The sequence below is a fragment of the Amycolatopsis oliviviridis genome (genome assembly GCF_014654365.1).
GTDB lineage: Bacteria > Actinomycetota > Actinomycetes > Mycobacteriales > Pseudonocardiaceae > Amycolatopsis > Amycolatopsis oliviviridis.
In genome coordinates this window covers 125,050-145,474 of the sequence record NZ_BNAY01000013.1, presented here as the reverse complement: position 1 = coordinate 145,474, position 20,425 = coordinate 125,050, and the positions used below count along the sequence as shown (strand labels likewise).

Annotated in this window: 15 protein-coding genes and 1 pseudogene; 8 read left to right on the top strand and 8 right to left on the bottom strand. The window is 70.9% G+C overall.

Going from position 1 to position 20,425, the window contains the following annotated elements; all coding sequences use genetic code 11:
- Window positions 1–28: 28 nt before the first annotated feature.
- The 3 genes and pseudogenes from IE302_RS39395 to IE302_RS39385 all read right to left on the bottom strand — a co-directional run bounded on the left by IE302_RS39395 (window position 29) and on the right by IE302_RS39385 (window position 3,527).
- Window positions 29–1,614: pseudogene (locus IE302_RS39395) on the bottom strand (alkaline phosphatase D family protein).
- A gap of 50 nt (window positions 1,615–1,664) precedes the next feature.
- Complete coding sequence (locus IE302_RS39390; protein WP_191259550.1) at window positions 1,665–2,282, bottom strand: hypothetical protein; 618 nt, start codon at window positions 2,280–2,282, stop codon at window positions 1,665–1,667.
- Window positions 2,283–2,291: 9 nt separating this feature from the next.
- A complete protein-coding gene (locus IE302_RS39385) occupies window positions 2,292–3,527 on the bottom strand; it encodes a YncE family protein (RefSeq protein WP_191259549.1) in 1,236 nt (411 codons plus the stop codon).
- Between the two features lie 144 nt (window positions 3,528–3,671).
- Here IE302_RS39385 and IE302_RS39380 point away from each other — a divergent pair, with 144 nt between their 5' ends.
- A complete protein-coding gene (locus IE302_RS39380) occupies window positions 3,672–4,817 on the top strand; it encodes a PucR family transcriptional regulator (protein WP_191259548.1) in 1,146 nt (381 codons plus the stop codon).
- An 86-nt stretch (window positions 4,818–4,903) separates the two neighbouring features.
- On the top strand, window positions 4,904–6,565 hold the full coding sequence (locus IE302_RS39375; protein WP_191259547.1) for a sulfatase-like hydrolase/transferase: 1,662 nt from the start codon (window positions 4,904–4,906) through the stop codon (window positions 6,563–6,565).
- 33 nt (window positions 6,566–6,598) lie between these two features.
- Here IE302_RS39375 and IE302_RS39370 read toward each other — a convergent pair whose 3' ends face one another.
- Window positions 6,599–7,555 carry a helix-turn-helix transcriptional regulator gene (locus tag IE302_RS39370; protein ID WP_191259546.1) on the bottom strand — a complete coding sequence of 319 codons (957 nt, stop codon included), beginning with the start codon at window positions 7,553–7,555 and terminating at the stop codon, window positions 6,599–6,601.
- Window positions 7,556–7,616: 61 nt separating this feature from the next.
- On the opposite strand from IE302_RS39370, the gene IE302_RS39365 reads away from it, so the two are divergent.
- Window positions 7,617–8,774, top strand: a complete 1,158-nt coding sequence (locus tag IE302_RS39365) for an epoxide hydrolase family protein (protein ID WP_191259545.1) — start codon at window positions 7,617–7,619, stop codon at window positions 8,772–8,774.
- A gap of 116 nt (window positions 8,775–8,890) precedes the next feature.
- On the opposite strand, the gene IE302_RS39360 is transcribed toward IE302_RS39365, so the two are convergent.
- Window positions 8,891–9,895: an aldo/keto reductase gene (locus IE302_RS39360; protein ID WP_191259544.1), complete on the bottom strand. Its 1,005-nt coding sequence runs from the start codon at window positions 9,893–9,895 to the stop codon at window positions 8,891–8,893.
- Between the two features lie 47 nt (window positions 9,896–9,942).
- Here IE302_RS39360 and pdxR point away from each other — a divergent pair, with 47 nt between their 5' ends.
- Both pdxR and IE302_RS39350 read left to right on the top strand, forming a co-directional pair.
- Window positions 9,943–11,343, top strand: a complete 1,401-nt coding sequence (gene pdxR / locus IE302_RS39355) for a MocR-like pyridoxine biosynthesis transcription factor PdxR (RefSeq protein WP_191259543.1) — start codon at window positions 9,943–9,945, stop codon at window positions 11,341–11,343.
- A gap of 47 nt (window positions 11,344–11,390) precedes the next feature.
- The gene (locus IE302_RS39350) at window positions 11,391–14,432 is read left to right on the top strand and encodes an AfsR/SARP family transcriptional regulator (protein WP_191259542.1); all 3,042 of its coding nucleotides are present in this window, start codon (window positions 11,391–11,393) and stop codon (window positions 14,430–14,432) included.
- Window positions 14,433–14,596: 164 nt separating this feature from the next.
- Here IE302_RS39350 and IE302_RS39345 read toward each other — a convergent pair whose 3' ends face one another.
- On the bottom strand, window positions 14,597–14,956 hold the full coding sequence (locus tag IE302_RS39345) for an arsenate reductase family protein (RefSeq protein WP_191259541.1): 360 nt from the start codon (window positions 14,954–14,956) through the stop codon (window positions 14,597–14,599).
- A gap of 89 nt (window positions 14,957–15,045) precedes the next feature.
- On the opposite strand from IE302_RS39345, the gene IE302_RS39340 reads away from it, so the two are divergent.
- Window positions 15,046–15,408, top strand: a complete 363-nt coding sequence (locus IE302_RS39340) for a YdeI/OmpD-associated family protein (protein WP_191259540.1) — start codon at window positions 15,046–15,048, stop codon at window positions 15,406–15,408.
- Window position 15,409: 1 nt separating this feature from the next.
- On the opposite strand, the gene IE302_RS39335 is transcribed toward IE302_RS39340, so the two are convergent.
- Both IE302_RS39335 and IE302_RS39330 read right to left on the bottom strand, forming a co-directional pair.
- Window positions 15,410–16,615, bottom strand: coding sequence for a PP2C family protein-serine/threonine phosphatase (locus IE302_RS39335; protein ID WP_191259539.1), 1,206 nt, complete (start codon window positions 16,613–16,615; stop codon window positions 15,410–15,412).
- 10 nt (window positions 16,616–16,625) lie between these two features.
- Window positions 16,626–17,321 (bottom strand): TetR/AcrR family transcriptional regulator, encoded by a 696-nt coding sequence (locus tag IE302_RS39330; RefSeq protein WP_191259538.1) that lies wholly within the window; start codon window positions 17,319–17,321, stop codon window positions 16,626–16,628.
- A 58-nt stretch (window positions 17,322–17,379) separates the two neighbouring features.
- Here IE302_RS39330 and IE302_RS39325 point away from each other — a divergent pair, with 58 nt between their 5' ends.
- Both IE302_RS39325 and IE302_RS39320 read left to right on the top strand, forming a co-directional pair.
- Entirely contained in the window at window positions 17,380–18,177 is a 798-nt protein-coding gene (locus IE302_RS39325) for a thioesterase family protein (protein ID WP_191259537.1), read from the top strand.
- Between the two features lie 78 nt (window positions 18,178–18,255).
- On the top strand, window positions 18,256–20,310 hold the full coding sequence (locus IE302_RS39320) for an ATP-binding protein (RefSeq protein ID WP_191259536.1): 2,055 nt from the start codon (window positions 18,256–18,258) through the stop codon (window positions 20,308–20,310).
- Window positions 20,311–20,425: the final 115 nt, after the last annotated feature.

Sequence of the window (20,425 nt, the reverse complement as noted above, 5' to 3'; positions counted from 1 at the left end):
CGGCGATATTACCGAGTGCGAAACCGGCTCAAGCCAGCCTCTGCCTGGCACTTCGACCAGACCGTCATCGGTGGCCTGTTCGATGGTCGTGACGCACGCCCGTCCGGTGGCCTCGACCGTCGCGACGACATTGCCGAAATGCGGCCCGGACAGTTTGGACCAGGTGAGCGGATCGGGCCCGACCCCGCCGCGCGTCGCCCAGCGGCGCGCGACCGACGCCACCGCGGCCGACCAGGTGGCGGCGAACGCGAGCCGGAGCGGACGCGGCATGGCGTTGTGGACCGGGGAGCAGGTGAGCTGGAAGACCATCGAGGTCACCGGTTCGGGATAGTGCGCCTCGGCGATGTAGGCGTGGTGAACGTCGCCGGAGAGCACCGCGATGGTGGCCGGTGGTTCGTCCCGCCGTCCTTCGCGGGCGATCATCGCGGACAGCCGCTCGAACGAGGCCCGGAACGCCGCCCAGTGTTCGAGGTCCGCGGCCTGCCGGATCTTCTCCGCGAGCCGCCCTCGCCATCCGGGGCGGTCGCAGGCACGTTCGTTGAGCGACTGCAGGTGGGAGATGACCGGAGGCAGCAGCCACGGCAGCGAGGACCCGATGAGCAGGTGGTCGCACGGGGCGGCGGCGTTCTCCTCGATCCAGCCGAACTCGTCCTCGTCGACCATCGACCGGGTGCCGCCCGCGAGGATCCGGCCGGCCCGGCTGTCGATGACCAGCAGCCGCACCGTGCCGAAGTCGCGGCGATAGCTCCAGCGTGCGCCTTTGGTGCCGTCGCGTTCGTTGTCGGCCTCGTCGGCATACGCGGTGAGCAGGTCCGCGTTGTCACCGCCGGAGGTGATGGCCTTCTGGAAGGTCTCGTCCTCGGCGAGTTCGGCGGGGCCGAGATTCCCGAGGTGCTGATACACCCAGTAGGTCATGATCGCGCCGCGCAGGCGCTCCTTCCACCACGGCTGCGCGCGCATCTGCTTCTGCCAGGTGTAGGAGGTGTTCCAGTCGTCGCGGACGTCGTGGTCGTCGAAGATCATCGACGTCGGCACGGTGGACAGCAGCCAGCGGATCGCCGGCTCGCCCCAGGCCTCGAAATAGAGGTGGGTGTACTCCTCGAAATCCTTGACCTCGGTCCCCGGCGGCTCCGACGTGTCGCGACGGCGGGCGAGCCACTCCTGGGTCTCGTCGGTGGTCTCGTCGGCGTAGACCTGATCGCCGAGCATCAGCAGCGCCTGCGGCCATTCGGTTTCCTCGCCCGCGGCCATCCGGCGGGCGTACGCGGCCAGCGCGTCCGGACCGAAGGAGTCGCCGTCGTGGGGTTTGCGGCAGGAGCCGAACACCAGCCGGACCCGCGACTCCTGTTCGGGCAGCGTCCGGATGCGGCTCGGCGGGAACGCGGAATCCTCCAGCGGCCACACCTTTTCGCCGTCCACACGCACTTCGTATTCAAGGCACGAGCCGGGTTCGAGACCGGTCAGCACCAGCAACGCGTAGTGGTGGCCCCGGATCTCGAACGTGCGGGCGGTCGTCCCGAGGACTTCGACCTCACTCGCGGTGTCGGTCTCGACCCACACCGTCGCCGATGTCGCGTCGACGTGTCTCAGCAGGGGTCCCAGGCGCAGACTCATTCCTGAAACGGTGCCACAGCCGGGCGAAGATCGTGCGCTGAGCGGTTTCGTCAGCCGAGCCTGGCGAAGATCTCCTTGATCTCGGCCAGGTTCTTCCGCCGGTCGGCGTCGTCTTCGTAGTACCCGTCCTCGGCGCGGGCTTCGACGATCGCCTCGGGGGTGAACTCCTCGCCGAACCGATAGTCGCCGAGGCAGTAGCTGAACCCCGACTCGCTCAGCGGGTCCAGGCCGTCCTCCCGGCAGCGGGCGAGAAAGCCTTCGGCCCGCGCCCACCGCTCGCCGTCGAACCAGAACACGCCACCGGCGTAGAGGATGGTCGCCCCCGTCTCCGGATCGACGAGGTTCAGGGACTCGTAGTTCTCGGGACGGTCCCGCACCAGCTTCACGAGGTCTTCGGGGACGCCGCGGTAGAACGCCTCCTGCTCCGCGTAAGTGCCTTCGGCGAACAGGTTCAGGCTCGACTCGTGGTCGAAGGTCAGCAGCAGCGCGCGTCCGTCCGGGGTGAAGTACCAGACGGCCGACTGCCCGCCGCCGTCGTTCCAGGCGAACCGCACCGCGCCGTCCACCTCGATCGGCTCGATCTCGGTGACCGCGTCGATGATCGCGGCGCGCCGCCGTACCTCGTCGAGGGTCGTCGCGCCGAGGGCCGCCCAGATCTCTTCGCTCACCGGCGCAGATTACCGGCCGGCGGGCCCGGTCCAGCCGTCGGGCACGTGGCCGATCCGGATCCGCTGCGGGTGGTCACCGACCGGGACGGACTTCACCTTCGCGCCGGTCGCGAAGTCGATCGCGGTCACCTGGTCCGCTCCGCTTTCCGAGATGACGCAATGGTTTCCGTCGCCGTTCACAGTGGCCCAATACGGCTTCGCGGCGGTGACGAGCCGCGCCTCCCGCAACGTCGCGCGGTCCACGATGGTCGCGTAGTCGTCCATCGTCCCGGCGACGCACAGCTTGTCGCCCGCCGGGCTCATCGACAGCCCGTGGTGCCGCGAGTCGTTGACCCAGGTCGTCCGGTCCTCGCTGGTGTCCGGGTTCTTCGGCAGCGTCTTCGACCGCGTGATCCGGTCGGTGGCGACGTCGTATTCGAGGAGGCCGTTGAAGAAGGACACCTGGAAGTACAGCTTCGACTCGTCGGGGGTGAAGGCCACCGGCCGGACGGCGTCCGAGAGATCGCTCCGCCCGAAAGCGTCCAGGCGCTCGCGCATGTCGATCACCTTCACCTGCTGGAAGGTCTTCGTGTCGACGACGGTGAGCTTCCGGTCACCCTTGGTGAAGTCCTGCCACGGCGCGTCGAGCGCGGTGTTCACCTCGCCGATCGCGCTGTTCCACAGGTAGCGGCCGCCGTCGGTGTAGGTGTTCTCGTGCGGTTTGTCGCCGGTCTTGAACGACCCGAGCTGCTTCCCGGTTTCGATGTCGAGCACGTGGACGGTGTTCGAGGTCGACGCGGACACCGCGATGCTGCGCCCGTCCGGTGAGACGGCCATGTGGTCGGAGCGGAAACCCGACACCGGGAACCGCCAGTTGACGCGACCGCTCGTGAGGTCGATCGACACGACGTCGGCGAAGCTCGGCCGGGAGGCGACGACCGACCGGCCGTCCGGCGTTGTGTAGAGGTCGTCGACGAGCTGGTCGTGTCCCTCCCCGACGCCGTTGCGGATGCCGAGGAAGAACGCGAGCTTGATCGGGTTCAGGTAGATCTCGGCGAGCCGTTCGTCCTTGTCCGGCACCATGTTGACGCGCGCGATCTTCGCGTAGTCGCCCGACGGCGCGATGACGTCCGCGGTCCCCTCCCAGTTGTTGCCGACGAACAGCACCTGCCGCAGGCCCGCGCTCGCTCCCGCGGGCGCGGCGCCCAGCGCCGCGGCGGCGAGGCAGGTCACGAGGACGGTGGTCAGCAACCGGCGTTTCCGCATCACACGTACCTTTCGGCGAGGGCCTGTTACCTTTCGGTAGCTCACAGGAAACCAACCGGCCGGACACCCTCGGTAGGGGCCGGTCGCCAAGAACCGCCGGCTTCGTTGTGCACCGGGCACAATCCGCGCGGGAAGGCGGTGGCGATGGCGCACCCGTCCCTCCACGACGTGCTGCGGGCGATGGCGGCCGACGCCGACGTCGTCGACGACGTGGTCCGGGCCGCCCGGACGGAGGCACCGGAAGTCGCGCGGTTGCCGGTGAGCGAGAACCGGCGGCACGTCGCGATCGTGCTCGCCGCCGGGCTCGCCTCCTTCGAACGGCCGGGCGGGACCGGCGAGCAGGACTACGCCGCGGCGGCCGTCCTCGGCGCCGACCGCGCGGCCCAGGGCGTGCCGATCGCCGCACTCCTGCGCGGGGTGCAGGCGGGCCGCAGCCGCGCGGTCGAGATCGCCGTCGAACGCGGCAAGGCCGCCGGGGTCCCGGACGGGGTCATGCTGGCGGCGCTGGTCGACTTCGACCGGAACACCCGCGCGCTCGAACGGCAGGTCGTCGCGGGCTATCACGAAGCCGAACTCGAACTCTCCGGCACGGTCCACGACAGCCGGGCCCGCGTGCTGCGGCGGTTGCTGGGCGGGGATCCGGCGGTGCCGTCGGCCGAGGAGGTCGCGCACACCGGGCTGAACCCGGACGGGCGCTACCACTGCCTGCTGTCCGACGTCGCCGATCCGTACCAGGCGCGGGTCGTCGAGCGACGGCTCGGCGGCACAGGCGGGGTCTTCGGCCTGGTGGACGGACGGCTGACCGGACTGGCGCCACGGCTTCCCGCCCCGTCGGCGCTCGGGGACGACGTGCTCATGGTGGTCTCGCCCGCCGTCCCGCTCACCGAGGTGCGGGGAACGCACGCGCTGTGCGTGATGGCCCTGCCGACGGCCGCGCGGGAACGACGGCGCGGTACGCACGCGCTGGCCGATCTGGCCGTCGAGACCGCGCTCGACGCCCAGCCCGGTCTCGCCGCGCTGCTCGACGGCACCCTTCTGAACGCGCTGACGCGAGGCGACACCTTCCACGAGCAACTCGTCTCGACCGCGCTGGCCTATCTCGACCACGGGCGGCGGCTCGACCAGACGGCCGCGGCGCTGCACGTCCACGCGAACACCGTCAGGTACCGGCTCGGCAGGCTCGGCGAGATCACCGGAGCCTCGCTCGATCCGTCGGAGGACGAGAACGGGACACAGGTGCGGCACACGGTCGGCTGGTGGTGGGCGCTGCGCACCTGGCGATCGGGATGAACCGCGGCCACCCGCCGTCCGTGTGACCGGATGAGGGTCCGTCCCCCGCGCACCGGGACGGCGTCGGTCACGGAAGGACACCTGCGTTGTCGGTTTTCACGCGCCCCGCCCTGGCTGGCCTGCCGGGCGACCGGACGGCCGCCCGCGAAATCGCGTCCAGCGCGGTGACCACGCTGTCCGCCGTCCTCGTGCTGTTCGCCCTGCTCGCGCCGGACGACCTCGACCGGCTCACCCCGGAAGCCTTCGTGCGGCTGCCGGTCGAGGCGCTGCTCGGGGTGGCGGTCGTGCTGCTGCTACGCGACGGCGCCCAGCGGATCGTGGCCGTGTCCGCCGGGGCGCTCCTCGGGCTCCTGACCGTCGTCAAGGCCATCGACATCGGTTTCGGGCTGGCGCTGAACCGGCGGTTCGACCCGGTTTTCGACTGGGGTGTCCTCGCCAACGGCGTCGACCTGCTCGGCACGTCGATCGGCCGGGCGGGCGCGATCGCGTCGTTCCTCGGGCTGACGCTGCTGGCGGTCGTCGTGATCGTGGCGATGGCGCTGGCGACGCTGCGGCTGAGCCGGGTGGTGGCGGGGCGGCGTACCGCGTCGACCAGGGTGACCGCCGTGCTCAGCGTGGTCTGGATCGGGTGCGCGGTGTCCGGCGCGCAACTCGCCCCGGGGCAGCCGCTCGCGTCGCGCAGCACGGCCGCCTTCGCCTACGAAGACCTCCGCCAGGTGCGGGCCGGGATCCGTGACCGGGAGGCCTTCGGCACGGAAGTCGCCACCGATGCCTTCCGCGACACCCCGGCGTCCGGCCTGCTGAACGCGTTGCGCGGCAAGGACGTCCTGTTCACCTTCATCGAGAGCTACGGGCGGGTGGCCGTCCAGGACTCCGACATCGCGCCCAAGGTCGGCGCGGTCCTCGACGCCGGCACCGCGCGACTGAAGACCGCCGGATACGGCTCGCGCAGCGCGTTCCTGACGTCGCCGACGACGAGCGCGGGAAGCTGGCTGGCGCACTCCACGCTCCAGTCCGGGGTCTGGGTCGACAGCCAGCACCGCTACGACGACTTCGTGAAGACCGACCGGTTCACTCTCGGCGGCGCGTTCAAGCGCGCGGGCTGGCAGACCGTCGGCGTCGTTCCGGCGCATACGGAGGACTGGCCGGAGGGCAAGGTCTACGGCTACGACCGCTACTACGACTCACGCACCATCGGATATCACGGCCCGCCGTTCTCGTACGCCACGATGCCGGACCAGTTCACGCTTTCGGCTTTCCAGCGCGCCGAACGCTCGAAGCCTGATCACCCGCCGCTGATGGCGGAGATCGACCTCGTCACCAGTCACTGGCCGTGGACGCCGCTCCCCCGCATGGTCGACTGGACCGCCGTCGGCGACGGTTCGGTCTACAACCCCATGCCGTCGCAAGGGAAAACGCCCGACGAGGTCTTCACCGACCCCGCGAAGGTGCGCGCCGCGTACGGCGACTCGATCGCCTACTCGCTGAATTCACTCATCTCGTACGTCGAGACCTATGGGGACGACGACCTCGTGCTCGTCTTCCTGGGCGACCACCAGCCGAACCCGATCGTCGCCGGGGCGGGCGCGGATCGTGACGTGCCGATCAGCGTCGTCACGCGGGACAAGGCCGTGCTCGACAAGATCGCCGGCTGGAACTGGCAGGACGGCCTGCACCCGGACCGGAACGCGCCGGTGTCGCGAATGGACACGTTCCGGGACCGGTTCCTGACCACCTTCGCGCACTGATCCCTCGCATTCAGAGGACCGAACGCGGCGGGGCTACCCGGTGGCGTCGCGATACCGGTCGGCCAGTGTGCGCAGGTAGTCGACTAACTGCGGGGGTTCGGTGACCCGGAAAGGGTGGTTGAGCAGTCCTAAATGGACGGCCAGTGTCTCGATGCTGTCGGCGCCGGTGTGCAGCACGCAGCTGCTCGCGTCGATGGCCTCCACGGTGCCGACGGCCGGGTTGATCCGCGCGGACACCTCCTCGGCCGGCGCGTGCACGACGACGTCGGCCCGGTACCGCCAAGCCGCCGACGACACCCCGCGCCGCACCCGGTCCGTGACGTCCTCGGGCAGGTCGCGCGGGGTGAACCGGGGTCCGATCGGGACGCGCGGGTTCAGCCTGTCGACGCGGTACGTGCGCCAGTCGCCGCGGTCGAGGTCCCACGCGACCAGGTACCAGCGGCGTCCCCAGTTGACCAGGCGGTACGGCTCGACCTTGCGGACGCTCTCCGAACCGTCGTGGCTCCGGTAGCCGAACCTCAGCACCTCGTGATCCCGGCAGCAGGCCGTCAGCACGGTGAGCGTCTTCGCGTCGACGCGCGGGCCTGGTTCGTCCCTGGGCACCGGGACCGTGTACGCCTGCAGCGCGTTGACGCGGCGCCTCAGCCTCGACGGCAGCACCTGCTCCAGTTTCGCGAGCGCGCGCAGCGACGTCTCCTCGACACCGGCGATGGTGCCGCCGGCCGCGGTGCGGAGTCCTATCGCGACGGCGACGGCCTCCTCGTCGTCCAGCAGCAGCGGCGGCAGGTCTGCGCCCGCGCCGAGACGGTAGCCGCCGACGGACCCGCGGGTCGCGTTCACCGGGTACCCGAGCGCGCGCAGGCGCTCGACGTCGTTGCGGACCGTCCGGGAGCTCACTTCGAGGCGTTCTGCCAGTTCAGTGCCGGTCCAGTCACGGGGAGTCTGCAAAAGGGAGAGCAGACGGAGCAGCCTTGCCGAAGTTTCCAACATTTTTTCAGACTGCCTCTCCATTAGGAACGAGATGTTCCTAATGGAAGCTTACCTTGGTCTCATGAACGAGAACACAGAGATCAGACCCTTCCGCGCCGACATCCCCCAGTCCGAATTGGACGATCTGGCCGACCGTCTCGCCAAGGTCCGCTGGGCGAACGAACTGCCCGCCGACCAGGTGACCGACGGGGTGCAGCGTGGACCGGTCACGCCGGGCTGGGAGTACGGCGTGCCCTTGGACTACGTGCAGCGCCTGGTCGCCTACTGGCGCGAGGGCTACGACTGGCGGAAGTGGGAGGCGAAGCTCAACCAGTACCCGCAGTTCACCACCGAGATCGACGGGCAGAACGTCCACTTCCTGCACGTCCGCTCGCCCGAGCCGGACGCGACGCCGCTGATCCTCACGCACGGCTGGCCGAACTCGGTCTTCGAGTATCTCGACCTCGTCGACCAGCTGACCGACCCGCGTTCCCACGGCGGCGACGCGGCCGACGCGTTCCACGTGGTGATCCCGTCACTGCCCGGGTTCGGTTTCTCGGGCGCCACCCGCGAGAAGGGCTGGAACCGGTACCGCACCGCGAAGGCGTGGGCCGAGCTGATGCGGCGGCTGGGCTACGAGCGGTACGGCACGCACGGGAACGACGCCGGTTCGTTCGTCGCCCCCGAGATGGGCCGCGCCGACGCCGAGCACGTCATCGGCGTGCACGTCACGCAGCTGTTCTCGTTCCCCAGCGGCGACCCGGCCGAGTTCGAGGGCATGACCGAGAAGGAACTGGAGTACATGCAGTTCCTCCAGACCTTCAACGACGACATGTCCGGTTACGCGAAGCTCCAGGAGAGCGCGCCGCAGAACCTCGCGCACGCCCTGGCCGACTCGCCGACCGGGCAGCTGGCGTGGAGCGCGCAGCTGCTGTCGGGCACGAGCGACGACCACGTGCTCACCAACGCCACGCTGTACTGGCTGACGAACACGGCGGCGTCGGCGGCGCGGTTCTACTACGAGGACAAGCACACCGAGCACCCGGCGGAGCCGACGACCGCGCCGACCGGGCTGGCGAGCTTCGCCTACGACTTCCGCCCGCTGCGCCGGTTCGCCGAGCGGGACCACACGAACATCGTGTCGTGGCAGGAATTCGACCGCGGCAGCCACTGGGCGACGCAGGACGCGCCGGACCTGCTGCTGGGTGACCTCCGGGACTTCTTCCGCAAGCTGGCCTGACCCCAGAAACTGCAATGAAGGGGCCTTTCATAGCGAAATTTGCCATGAAAGGCCCCTTCATTGCACGCTGTGACGACTCCACGACCGCATTCAGAGGACTAAACGCGACAAGGGGATCACGCGCCGGCGCCGTCCAGGGCCGCCAGCTGCGACGCGTCCAGTTCCAGCGTGAAAGCCGGCCGGATCGCCTCGTAGTGTTCCCACGTCCGCGGCCCGATGAGCGGCAGCACCCGCGGCGACGTCTGCCGCAGCAGCCACGTCAGCGCGACCTGGTTCCCGGTCGCCCCCGCTTCCCGCGCCACGGCGTCGATCGCGGCCATCCGCGCCTCGCCGTCCGGTCCGGCGTAGGTCTGCCAGACGGGGTGCGCGAGCCGCCGCGCGGAGTCGTCGTAGATCCCGCGCAGGATCGACGAGTACGCGGCGAGCGCGATGTCTTCGTTGCCCCGCAGGAAATCGAGCATGTCCCCGGTGGCCAGCGACGCCGAATCGGCCACCGGCCGCAGGTACGAGTGCTGCAGCTGGACGGCCACCGGCGACGCCCATCCGTTCCGTTCCGCGAGCGCGCGGATCCGCTCCAGCCGCCACGAGCGGACGTTGCTCCAGCCGATGTGGCGGACCTTCCCCGCGCGGACGATCCCGTCGAGCGCGGACAGCGTCTCCTCCAGCGGGGTCGCCCGGTCGTCGACGTGGACGTAGTACAGGTCGATGTGGTCGGTCCCGAGCCGCCGCAGGCTTTCGTCGACGGCGCGCCGGATCACGTCGCCACCGGCGCCCTCGAAATGCCGTCCGATGTAGTCCCAGTCCGCGCTGCCGTCCTCGTGGTACCCCTTGCGCGCGCTGTCGGCGTCGGCGACCGCGGCCGACCCCTTCGTCGCGAGGAAGACCTTGTCCCGCCTGCCTTTCAGCAGTTTCCCGAGCAGCTCTTCGCTCTCCCCGCCCGCCGCGCCGGGTACCCACCACGAGTAGCAGTTCGCGGTGTCGAGGAAGTCGCCGCCGTCGTCGAGGTAGGCGTCCAGGATCCGCGCCGAGGTCCGCTCGTCGGTGGCGGTGCCCATCGTCATGCACCCGAGCGAGACCTGGCTGACTTTCCGGCCGGTCCGGCCGAGCTCCACCTTTTCCATGGTCTAGACCTTATGTCGAGATCGGTCCGGTACTACAGTCCATTCGCATGATGAATTCCCAGACCAATCTGGCTTGGGACGTGCTCCTCGACCTCTCCGGGCCGGGTCCCCGGCACGAGCGGCTCACCAGGGCGCTCCGCACGGTGATCCGCGAAGGTACGCTCGGCTCCGGCGCCGCGCTGCCGCCCAGCCGCACCCTCGCCGCTGATCTGGGCTTCTCCCGCTGGGTGATCACGCAGGCGTACGAGCAGCTGATCGCGGAGGGCTATCTCGCCGCGCGCACCGGCTCGGGCACCGTCGTGCGCTGGTCGGCGTCGGGCGGCGAGCCCGCGAAGCCCGTCCCGGGCAAAGCCGCCCCACCGGAGATCGACCTCGCGCCCGGCCTGCCCGACCTGCGGCACTTCCCCCGGCGACGCTGGGCGGAGGCGGTCCGCGAGATCCTCGCGAACGCGCCCCACGGCGAGTTCGGCTACCCCGTCCCCGGCGGACATCCGCGGCTGCGCGCCGTGCTCGCCGACCACCTCCGCCGCTGCCGGGGAGCCGTCGTCGACGACGTGCGGATCTCGTCCGGCGTCACCGACGGGTTCGGCCGCGTCTGCCGCGCGCTGCTCGCGGCCGGGATCACCCGCGTCGCGGCCGAGGAACCCGGCTGGCAGACCTTGCGGCGCGTCGCGACGCGCGCCGGACTCGACGTGGTCGGCGTCCCGGTCGACGAAGACGGCCTGCGCGTCGACGAGATCCCGTCCGGCACCCGCGCCGTCCTCGTGACCCCGGCGCACCAGTTCCCCACCGGCACCGTCCTCTCCCCCACCCGCCGCGCCGGGCTGCTGAGCTGGGCGCGCGACGTCGACGGCCTGATCATCGAGGACGACTACGACGCCGAGTTCCGCTACGACCGGCGTCCGGTCGGGACCGTGCAGGGCATGGAACCGGCGCGGGTCGCGCTGCTCGGTTCGGTCAGCAAGACACTCAGTCCCGCGCTCGGCCTCGGCTGGTACGCCCTGCCTCCACAGTGGACCGAGCTGGTCGACCCCTCGCCGACCCCGCCCGCGCTGGAGCAGCTGGCGTTCGCGGCCTTCCTCGAACGCGGCTCCTACGACCGGCATCTGCGCGCGGCCCGGCGGCGTTACCGGGCCCGGCGCGACGCGCTGGTGGACGCGCTCGGCCCGCTGCCGGTGTCCGGCGTCGCGGCCGGTCTGCACCTCGTGCTGGACCTGCCGGGCGGCTCGGCGGCCGAGGTGGTGCGGCGGGCGGCGGTCAAGGGATTACGCGTGGCCGATCTCGACGACTACCGGGCAACCCCCAGAGCGCCCGGGCTCGTCCTCGGTTACGGCAACCTCTCCGACAGCTCGGTCGGCACCGCCGCCCGCCTGCTGATCGAGGCCATCGGGGAGGCCTCGCGGACGAGATCGTGGCAGGCGCCGGTTTCAACCGGGCAACAGCGGTAATCTGACGCTTCGGGAGGTGAACGCGTATCCCCTGCTTCGGTTTCGGTGTGCTCGGCCCGCTCGAGGTGACGCGTGACGGGGAGCCGGTGCCGATCGCCGGGCCCAAACTGCGGGTCCTGCTCGCGGCGTTGCTGGTGAGGGCCAACTCGACGGTTTCGCTGGACCGGCTCGCGGACCGGCTCTGGGGCGAGGACCAGCCGTCCACGGCCCGCAAGAGCACCCAGGTCTACGCGCTGCGGCTGCGCAAGATGCTGGGCGACGGGCTGATCGAAACCCGCCCGGACGGCTACCGGATCCGGCTCGGACCGGAGCAGCTGGACCTCCTCCGCTACCGGCGGCTGGCCGACGCGGGCCGGGAAGCGGGCAAGGCGGGCGACTCCGCCCAGGAGCTCGCGCTGCTGGCCGAAGCACTGGAGTGCTGGCGCGGCGCCGCACTGAGCGACGTCCCGTCGGAATCCCTCCAGCGTGACGAAGCCGCGCAACTCGACGAAGACCGCCTCCGCACGCTGGAGCGCTGGATCGACGCCGGGCTCGAAGCGGGCGGGCACCGCGAGCTGGTCGCCGAGCTGAGCACGCTCACCAAGGAACATCCGTGGCAGGAGACGTTCTGGGCGCAGCTCATCACCGCGCTCGACCGGTCCGGCCGCCGAGCCGACGCGCTGGAGACCTACCGCTCGGTGCGCCGGATGTTCGCCGACGAGCTGGGGATCGAACCCGGCCCGCGACTGCGGGGCGTCCACGCCGCGATCCTCGACGAGGGCGCCGCTCCCCCGCGGGAGAAGATCAGCCAGCTGCCGCCCGACGTCCATCGGTTCGTCGGCCGCGCGGATCCGATCGCCGAACTCGCCGGGCTGCGGCTGACCTCGACCGGACGCAACGTCGTGATCTCCGGACCGCCGGGGGTCGGGAAGACCGCGTTCGCGGTGCACGTCGCGCACCGGTTCCGGCCGCATTTCCCGGACGGCCAGCTGTACGTGAATCTCCAGGGCTACGCCGCCGGTCCGCCGCTCGACCCGTCGGCCGCGCTGACCAGGTTCCTCGGCGCGCTCGGCGTGCACCGGGACCGGATCCCGGCCGAACCCGCCGAACAGGCGGCCCTGTTCCGCAGTGTGCTGGCGGACAAGAAGATGTTGCTGCTGCTGGACAACGCGGTGCACGTCGACCAGGTCCGGCCGCTGCTGCCGGGACGACCCGGCTGCGCCGTGCTGATCACCAGCCGCAACGACCTGCGCGGGCTCGCGGTCAATCCGGGCGCCGTGCACCTGCCACTCGGCGTGCTCGCCGAGGACGAATCGCGCGCGGTGCTCGCGGAACTGCTCGGGCCCGCGCGCACGGCCGCCGAACCCGACGCGGTCGGCGCCCTCGCCGCGGCCTGCGCGCATCTGCCGCTGGCCCTGCGGATCGCCGGAGCGAACCTCGCCGCCGACGCCGGCCGCGGCGTCGCGGAGTACGCCGCGGAGCTGACACGGTCGGGGCGGCTGGAGGAGCTGGCCATCGACGGCGACTCGTCCTCGGCCGTGCGGGTCGCCTTCGACCAGTCCTATCTCCGGCTGTCCGAACCGGACCGGCTGTTGTTCCGGATGCTCGGCCGCGCACCGGGTCCGGACTTCGGCGCGCCCGCGGCGGCCGCGGTCGCCGGGGCCTCGCGGACGGAGACCGGCCGCGCGCTCGACCGGCTGGCCGCGGCGAACCTGCTGCAGCGGACCGCGCCCGGCCGCTACCAGTTCCACGACCTCATCCGCGAGTACGCCGCCGAACGCGGGCACGCCGAAGATCCGCAGGAAGCCGCGCTGACGGCGTTGTCCCGGCTGATCGAGTCGTATGTGGAGACCGCGGCCGCGGCCACCCGCGTGCTGTACGCCGGAGCCGCCTCGCCGGTCTTCGACGAGCACACCGCGCTGCGCTGGCTGGACACCGAACGGGACAACCTGGTCGACACGATCGCTTGCGCCACCACTGATCCCGCGTTCCAGCCCGCCGCGTGGCGGCTGATCGACGTCCTGCGCGGCTACCTCCAGGCGAGCGGGCACGCGCGTGAGGCGGTCGCGACCTGCACCGCCGCGCTGCGCTCGGCCACCGAGACGGGCAACGTCCGGGCCCGGCTGTCCCTGCTCGACGTCCTCGGGCAGATGTCGCACAATCTCAGCGATTACGGCCCGGCCATCGACCACTTCCAGCAGGCGCTCGCGGCCGCGCGGGAACTGGGGGACCTCGACGCGGAGACCGACGCGCTGCGCAACCTCGGCCGCGCGTCCAGTCAGCAGGGCAAGGCCAGGCAGGCGCTGCACTTCCACGGCCAGGCGCTCGCGGTCAGCCGCCGGGCGGGCAACACCGGGGCGGAGACGCTGGCGCTGAACTGCATCGGCGTCATCCACACCTTCTCCGGCAGGCCGAGGACGGCGGTCGGCTGGCACGACCGGTCACTGCGGCTGGCCAAGGAAACCGATCAACGGGAAGCCGCGTTCCACGCGCTCAACGGGCGCGGGATCGCGCTGTGGGCGCTGGGCAGGTTCGACGAGGCCATCGCGGACCACGAACAGGTGCTCGTCTACACCCGCGAGGCCGGGCTCGGCTTCGGGGAGACCGCGACCCTGAACTGCCTCGCCGAAACCCACTGCGACGCGGGCCGCCTCGACCTCGCGATGACGCTGGCGACCGAATGCCACGCCCGGTCCCGGCAGATCGGCGACCGGCGCGGCGAAGCGGCGGCGGTCGAGATCATCGCGACGGTGCGGAACCGGCGAGGCGAGCACACGGAAGCGATCGCGGGCCTGCACGAGGCGTTGCGGGTGTTCACGGAGATCGGGCTCGGCTACGGCCAAGGGTCCGCCCGGATCGGCCTCGCCTTCGCGCACCGGGGTCTCGGCGACGCCGCGAGAGCGCTGGAGTACGCGGAGGAGGCGTTGGCCACGCTCCGCGACAACGGTCAGCTCTTACTGGAGGCGGACGCCCTCACCGAGATCGCCCATGCCCGGCTGGACCTCGGCGACCCGGAAGCGGCGAAGGCCTTGGCCGGCCAGGCGGTGCGGCTCGCGTCGAAACGAGGACGGCGGCTGCCCGAAGAACGGGCGCGGGCGCTGCTCACGTGAGGGGCAAGGACGGTTAGGCCCGGAACTCGCGTGACCAGAGACGGAACTCGCGTGACCAGACGCCGCACACTCGAGTTCGGCCTCCCATCACGCGAGTTCGCCGTCTGATCACGCGAGTCACGTCCCTGATCACGCGAGTCACGCCCTCGAACTCAGGCGGGCACCTATGAGGGCAGCACCGACTGAACGGCCTCCGGGGTCCGCCCGACGACGGTCGTGCCGTCGTCGGCGGTGATGATCGGCCGCTGGATCAGCTTCGGGTGCGCGGCCAGTGCGTCGATCCACCGGTCACGGTCGGCAGGCGTGCGCCCCCAGGTCTTCAGTTCGAGTTCCTTCGCGATCGGCTCGGCGGTGCGGGTGATGTCCCACGGTTCGAGTCCGAGCCGCTTGAGGACGGCCTTCAGTTCCTTCGCGGTCGGCGGCTCTTCGAGGTACTTCCGCACGGTGTACTCGGCTCCCGCCTCGTCCAGCATCGACACCGCGGACCGGCATTTCGCGCACGCCGGGTTCACCCAGATCTCCATCTGTGGCCACCTCCTTCGAAAAGTGCTCAGTCGGTGAGCACTTTGCTTCCGATGATGGTCACAGACGTTACGACGGAAGGAATCCGGTCATGGACGAGCCCACCTTCACCGCCGCCACTCCCGCCGAGTGGCGTGCCTGGCTGGCCGAGCACGCAGGCTCCGCTAAGGAGGTCTGGCTGGTCATCCGGCACAAGAACAGCGGGATCCCCAGCGTGCGCATCCACGAGGCGATGGAACAGGCTCTGTGCTTCGGCTGGATCGACGGGCTGCACCGCAAGAACGACTCCACCAGCTCCCGCCTGCGGTTCACCCCACGCCGTCCCCGGAGTTCGTGGAGCAGGCTCAACCGCGAGCGGGCCACCCGCCTGATCGCCGAGGGGCTGATGACCGAACTCGGTCAGGCGGCGATAGACCGGGCGAAGGAGAAGGGGCGCTGGGATCCGGCCCGGTGACTCAGGCCGGTTCCCGCCGCGCCACGAGGAGCGCGATGTCGTCCTGCGCCGGGGTCGCGCCGACGAGCGCGGCCATCACCCGCGCGCACACCACGCCGGGCTGATCGGGGGTGACCACGTCGGTGAGCCGCCGCAATCCGACGTCGATCAGCTGATCCCGGCGCTCCACCAGACCGTCGGTGTAGAAGGCGAGCGCGGCGCCGGGCGGCAGTCCGACGACCGTCGTTCGCCGCCGCGGCCCGGTGACCCCGATGGGCGGATCCACCGGGACCTCGACGAACGCCGAGGGCAGGCCGGGCGCCGCGAGCACCGGCGGCAGGTGGCCCGCCAGGGAGATCGCCACTCTGTCCCGCGAAGCGGGCACCAACCCGTACACGACGGTGGCCAGCGCCCCCGGTTCGAAGTGCTGAACCTTGCGGTCCAGTTTGGACAGTACTTCCGCCGGGTCGTCCGCTTCGAGCGCGTAGGCGCGCAGGGCGCTGCGCAGCCGTCCCATGATCACGGCGGCGTTGAGGCCATGCCCGGCGACGTCGCCCATCACGATGCCCAGCCGATCACCCGGCAGGGGGAACAGGTCGTACCAGTCACCGCCGACCCCGGGTTCGGTGCCCGGCACGTACCGCGCGGAGAACTCCATCCCGGCGACGGCGGGCAGCCGTCCCGGCAGCAGGCTCCGTTGCAACGCCGACGCGGCCGCGCGATCGGTGGTGGCGTTGTCGATCTGCAACGCCAGCGCGAGCCGGGCGGCCACCAGCCGCAGCAGTTCGACGTCGGCCTCGGGGAATTCGCGCGGTGTCACGGATCCGACGTGCAGCACGCCGATCAGTTCGTCGCCCGCCACCATCGGGACGCCGAGGAGGGTGCGGAGCCCGCGTTCCCGCAGCAGCGCGTTGACCACGGTGGTCTCGTCCACGTGGTCGAGGAGCACCGGACGCCGGTCCGCGGCCACCCGGCCGGCGAAACCCGCGCCGACGGCGATCCGGACGTCCTGATAGACCTCCTCCTCGATCCCGGAAGCGGCGATGGCCTGCAGCTGCCGCGCGTCCGGGTCGTGCCGCAGCACGGTGGCCGTGTCGACCCCGAGCACTTCGCGCACTTTGGCGAGGATCCTCGCCATCACCATATCCTGGCCGAGGTGGCCCAGCGCGGTGTCGGTGATGGCTTCGAGCACCTGGAGCCGTTCGTCGGCCGTCGATGTCCCGGACATGCGCGAAAGCCTAGCCAGTCCGCTCGCGTGACGTCGCCCAGCCCGCCGTCACTTCGTCGAGGTCGGCCGCCAATTCAGCGCTCGGCGGGATCGCGTCCCTCGGGACCCGGCAGGCGAGCGCGGTACCGAGCCCGGCCATCCGGATGACGCCGTCGATCAGCGCCTCCGGCTCCTCGGGCCAGTCGAACCCCGGCTGGGCGATCAGCAGGCTCACGCAGCCGTGCATCGCCGACCAGAGCCCCATCGCGAGCACTTCCGGTTCGCCGCGCAGGATCCCCGCCCGCACGCACGCGGCGGTCGCGTCGGCGAGATGCCGGAAACAGGCGACCGCGCCGGGCGACGAACCACCGGACGGGCGCATCAGCAGGACCCGGTACTGCACCGGATGGTCGAGGGCGAACCACGCGTACACCCGCGCGCAGCGGCTGAGCGCGCGCATCGGATCGGCGACCTCGGCGGCGTGCTCGCGCATCCGGTGCGCGAGCTCGTCCCACACCCGCAGGCAGACCGCCTCCAGCAAGGCGTCCCGGCTCGGGAAGTGCGCGTAGACCGACGGCGTGGACACCCCTGTCCGCCGCGCGACCGCGCGCAAGGTCAGCGCCTCGTCGGTCCCCGCCTCGCCGAGCAGGGCGTCGGCGGCGCACAGGATCTCGCCCCGCAGCTTCTCCCCCTCGCCCGGCCGCGCTTTCGTCCGCTTCGCGCCCATGCCGTGATGCTGCCAGCATTGACTTGACACCGTCAACTTGACGATGTCAGCTTGAAGCATGGCGCACTTCCAGACCGCGACCGCCCTGGTCCGCCGGGGCGACGGCCCGGTATTCGACACCGAGCTCGATCCACAGTGGACGATCGGGCCGAAGCTGCACGGCGGTTACCTGCTCGCCGTGCTCGCCAAGGCCGCCGCCGAGGTCTCCTCGCATCCGCATCTGACCGCGATCAGCGGTTCGTTCTCGGTGGCGCCGGAGCCCGGTCCCGCGGTCGTCGAGGTCGAGGTGCTGCGCGAAGGCCGCGGCCTCACGCAGTTGCGCGCGCGGCTGAGCCAGAACGGCGCGCCCTGCACCGAAGCGCTGATCACCCAGGGCGTCCTGACCGACGGCGACGCGTGGTGGTCCGGTGTGGACCCGGTCGACATCCCGGCGGAGCAGGACTGCCTGCCCGTGCCCGCCGACGGCGGTGGCAGCTTCCGGATCGGCCTGATGGACGTCGTCGAGCAGCGCATCGACCCGGCCGCGGCGGGCTTCGCGGTGGGACAGCCGTCCCGGAAAGGCGTCATCTCGTCCTGGCTGCGGCTCGCCGACGGCACCGACTGGGACCCGGTGAGCCTGCTCGTGGCGCTCGACCCGGTACCGCCGATCTCCTACGACCTCGGCATCGCGGGCTGGGCGCCGACCGTCCAGTTCACCGCGTACCTGCGCGGGATCCCGGCGCCGGGTCCGGTGCGGGTGCGGATGCGCGCGGGCGAGATCGGCGGCGACCGGATGGACGAGGTCGCGGAGCTTTGGGACGAAAAGAACAGATTGATCGGGCAAGCCACCCAGATCGCGGCGGTCCGCGTGCCCTGATCCGGCCGAAAGCGGGGCGATGACGGAACTCCGGGAGTTAAGATCCGGCGTCGACGTCATTGTTCTGGGGGCAGGACCATGGAAGTGGAACCACGCCGCGCGGGCGCGGAAGGCTCCGACGGGGACGGGACCGAGGTCACCCGGCTCTGCCGGACCCTGGTGCCGCTGGCGGCCGCGGGCAAGTACGCCGAGGCCGCGTCGATCTATCGGTGGGCGGCCAGGGCCTCCACCGGGGACCCGCTCCGGTACGGCGACCACGCCTTGCGGCTGGAGTTCTGCGCGCTCACCGGCAACGAGCACGCCGGTCTCGATCTTCTGTCGCTTTTGGACGGTGTCGGCGACCACGCGGACGCCGTCGACAGGCTGGAGTTCTTCGCGTCCGCGGCGCTGCTCACCCGGCGGTTGTCGGAAACCGGATACGGCGAGATCCGGTTCGTTCTCGACGGCCCGTACGACGGCCTCACCCTGAGCCTGCTGCACCGGCGGATGCGAGCGGCGGCGTTCGTCGAAGCCGAGGAACTCGACGAGGGCGATCCCAGCGGTTACTTCACCGCGCACGCCGAACGGAAGATGGCCGCGAAACCGGTCGCGGAATTCGTCCCGCTCCTGCCTTCCGCGCTTCCGCGGGTCCCGATCCTGCCGCCGCCGGGCCTTTCCGCGGAGGAACTCGTCACCCGGGCCGAAATCCACAATCACCGGTGCGAACCGGAGGAGGCGCGGGCCTGTCTCGCCGCGATCGGCACCGTCTCGGACGACATCGCCCCGCGGCTGGCCGAACTGCGCGCGATCTTCTTCCAGGGCGGCGACACCGAGGAGCGCTTGCGCCGCGCGGCCGCCGGGTTCCGGCGCCAGGGTGACGAAACCCGTTTCCTGCTCAACCAATGCTGGCTCGGTTTGTGGCTCGTTTTCGACGATCAGGCCGAGACCGGGGTCGCGCTGACGACGGTGGCCGCGGCGCGGCTGCGCGCCGGGACCGACGATCGCGCCGCCTGCTGGGGCGAATACTGGCTGGCGCACGTGCTTTCCGGACAGGGCCGCACGCCCGAGGCGTACGAGGCCCTGCGGCGCGGGGCGGACCGGGCTCGGGAAGCGGGTGATCCCTTGCTGCACGGCACTCTTCTGTGCCTGGAGGCGTCGTTGCGGAACGGCGACGGCGAGGATCCGGTGACCACACTGGAACTCGCGCAGGCCGCGACGGACGCTTTCATCGTCGGGAACGTCGGCGAGAAAGCCGTCGAAGCCGTCGAACAGGTCCGGATCGCCTACGAGCGCACAGGATCGCTCGACGAACTGGACGTCTTCGTGGAGCACCTGCTGGCGACGCTGCCCGTGGGCGGCCCGGAACGGTTGCGCGGGCATCTCCGTCAGCTGCGGGCGCTGTCCTTGATCGGCACCGGGCGGTTCGCCGAAGCCGTCGACGACGCCTACGCGTCCCTCGGGGTCGCCGCGTCGAAAGGCAAGGACAACGCGGAACACTGGTACGTCCTCGTCACCGCGCTGCACGGCGCCGGCCGCTACGACGAGGTGCTCGACGTCGCGCCCCGCGCCATCGAACTGCTCGCCGGATTACCGGACTGGGGCCACCGCTGCCGGTGGATGTACGCCGACACCTACCGCGCGCTCGGCGAATCTTCGCGCGCCTTCAACGAATACGCCGTGCTCGCCGAAATCCTCCAGGCGTCGGGCGACACCGGGCACTCCTACATTTCGGTGAGCATGGCCGCCGCCGAACAACTGGATCTGCTCGGCTACGGCGCGAACGCCGCCGATTTCTACGTTCGGGCCGCCGACGCGGCCGTGGCGATCGGCGGCGGCTACGTGGCCGCCACCTGCCGCAACGCCGCGACGCTTTCCCGCCTGCGGTCCGGCGATCTCGACGCGGCGCTGACCGCGCTCGACGCCGCGGAATCCGCCGTGCACGCGGTGGAAACCGAAACCGCGCCCGTCAGGGAACATCTCGTCGCGCAACTCGACCACGTCGCCGCTCACGTGCTCAGCGCCGCGGGCCGGGTCCGGGAAGCCGCGCGACGCGCGCTCAGCGCCGCGGAAACCTTCCACCGGATAGGCGAAGCCGAGTCCGCCCGCGATGTCGACCTGTTGCTCGAAAGGATACTCCTCGGCGACCAAAAGTGACGTATGTCCTGTTCTGTCAGTGACATGCCCACCTTGTGCTGCTTATGATTCCTGCCGGTCTAGACCTCTTTGCTGCATCCGGATGCCTCATCCCCCGCGATGAAAAGGCGGTTCG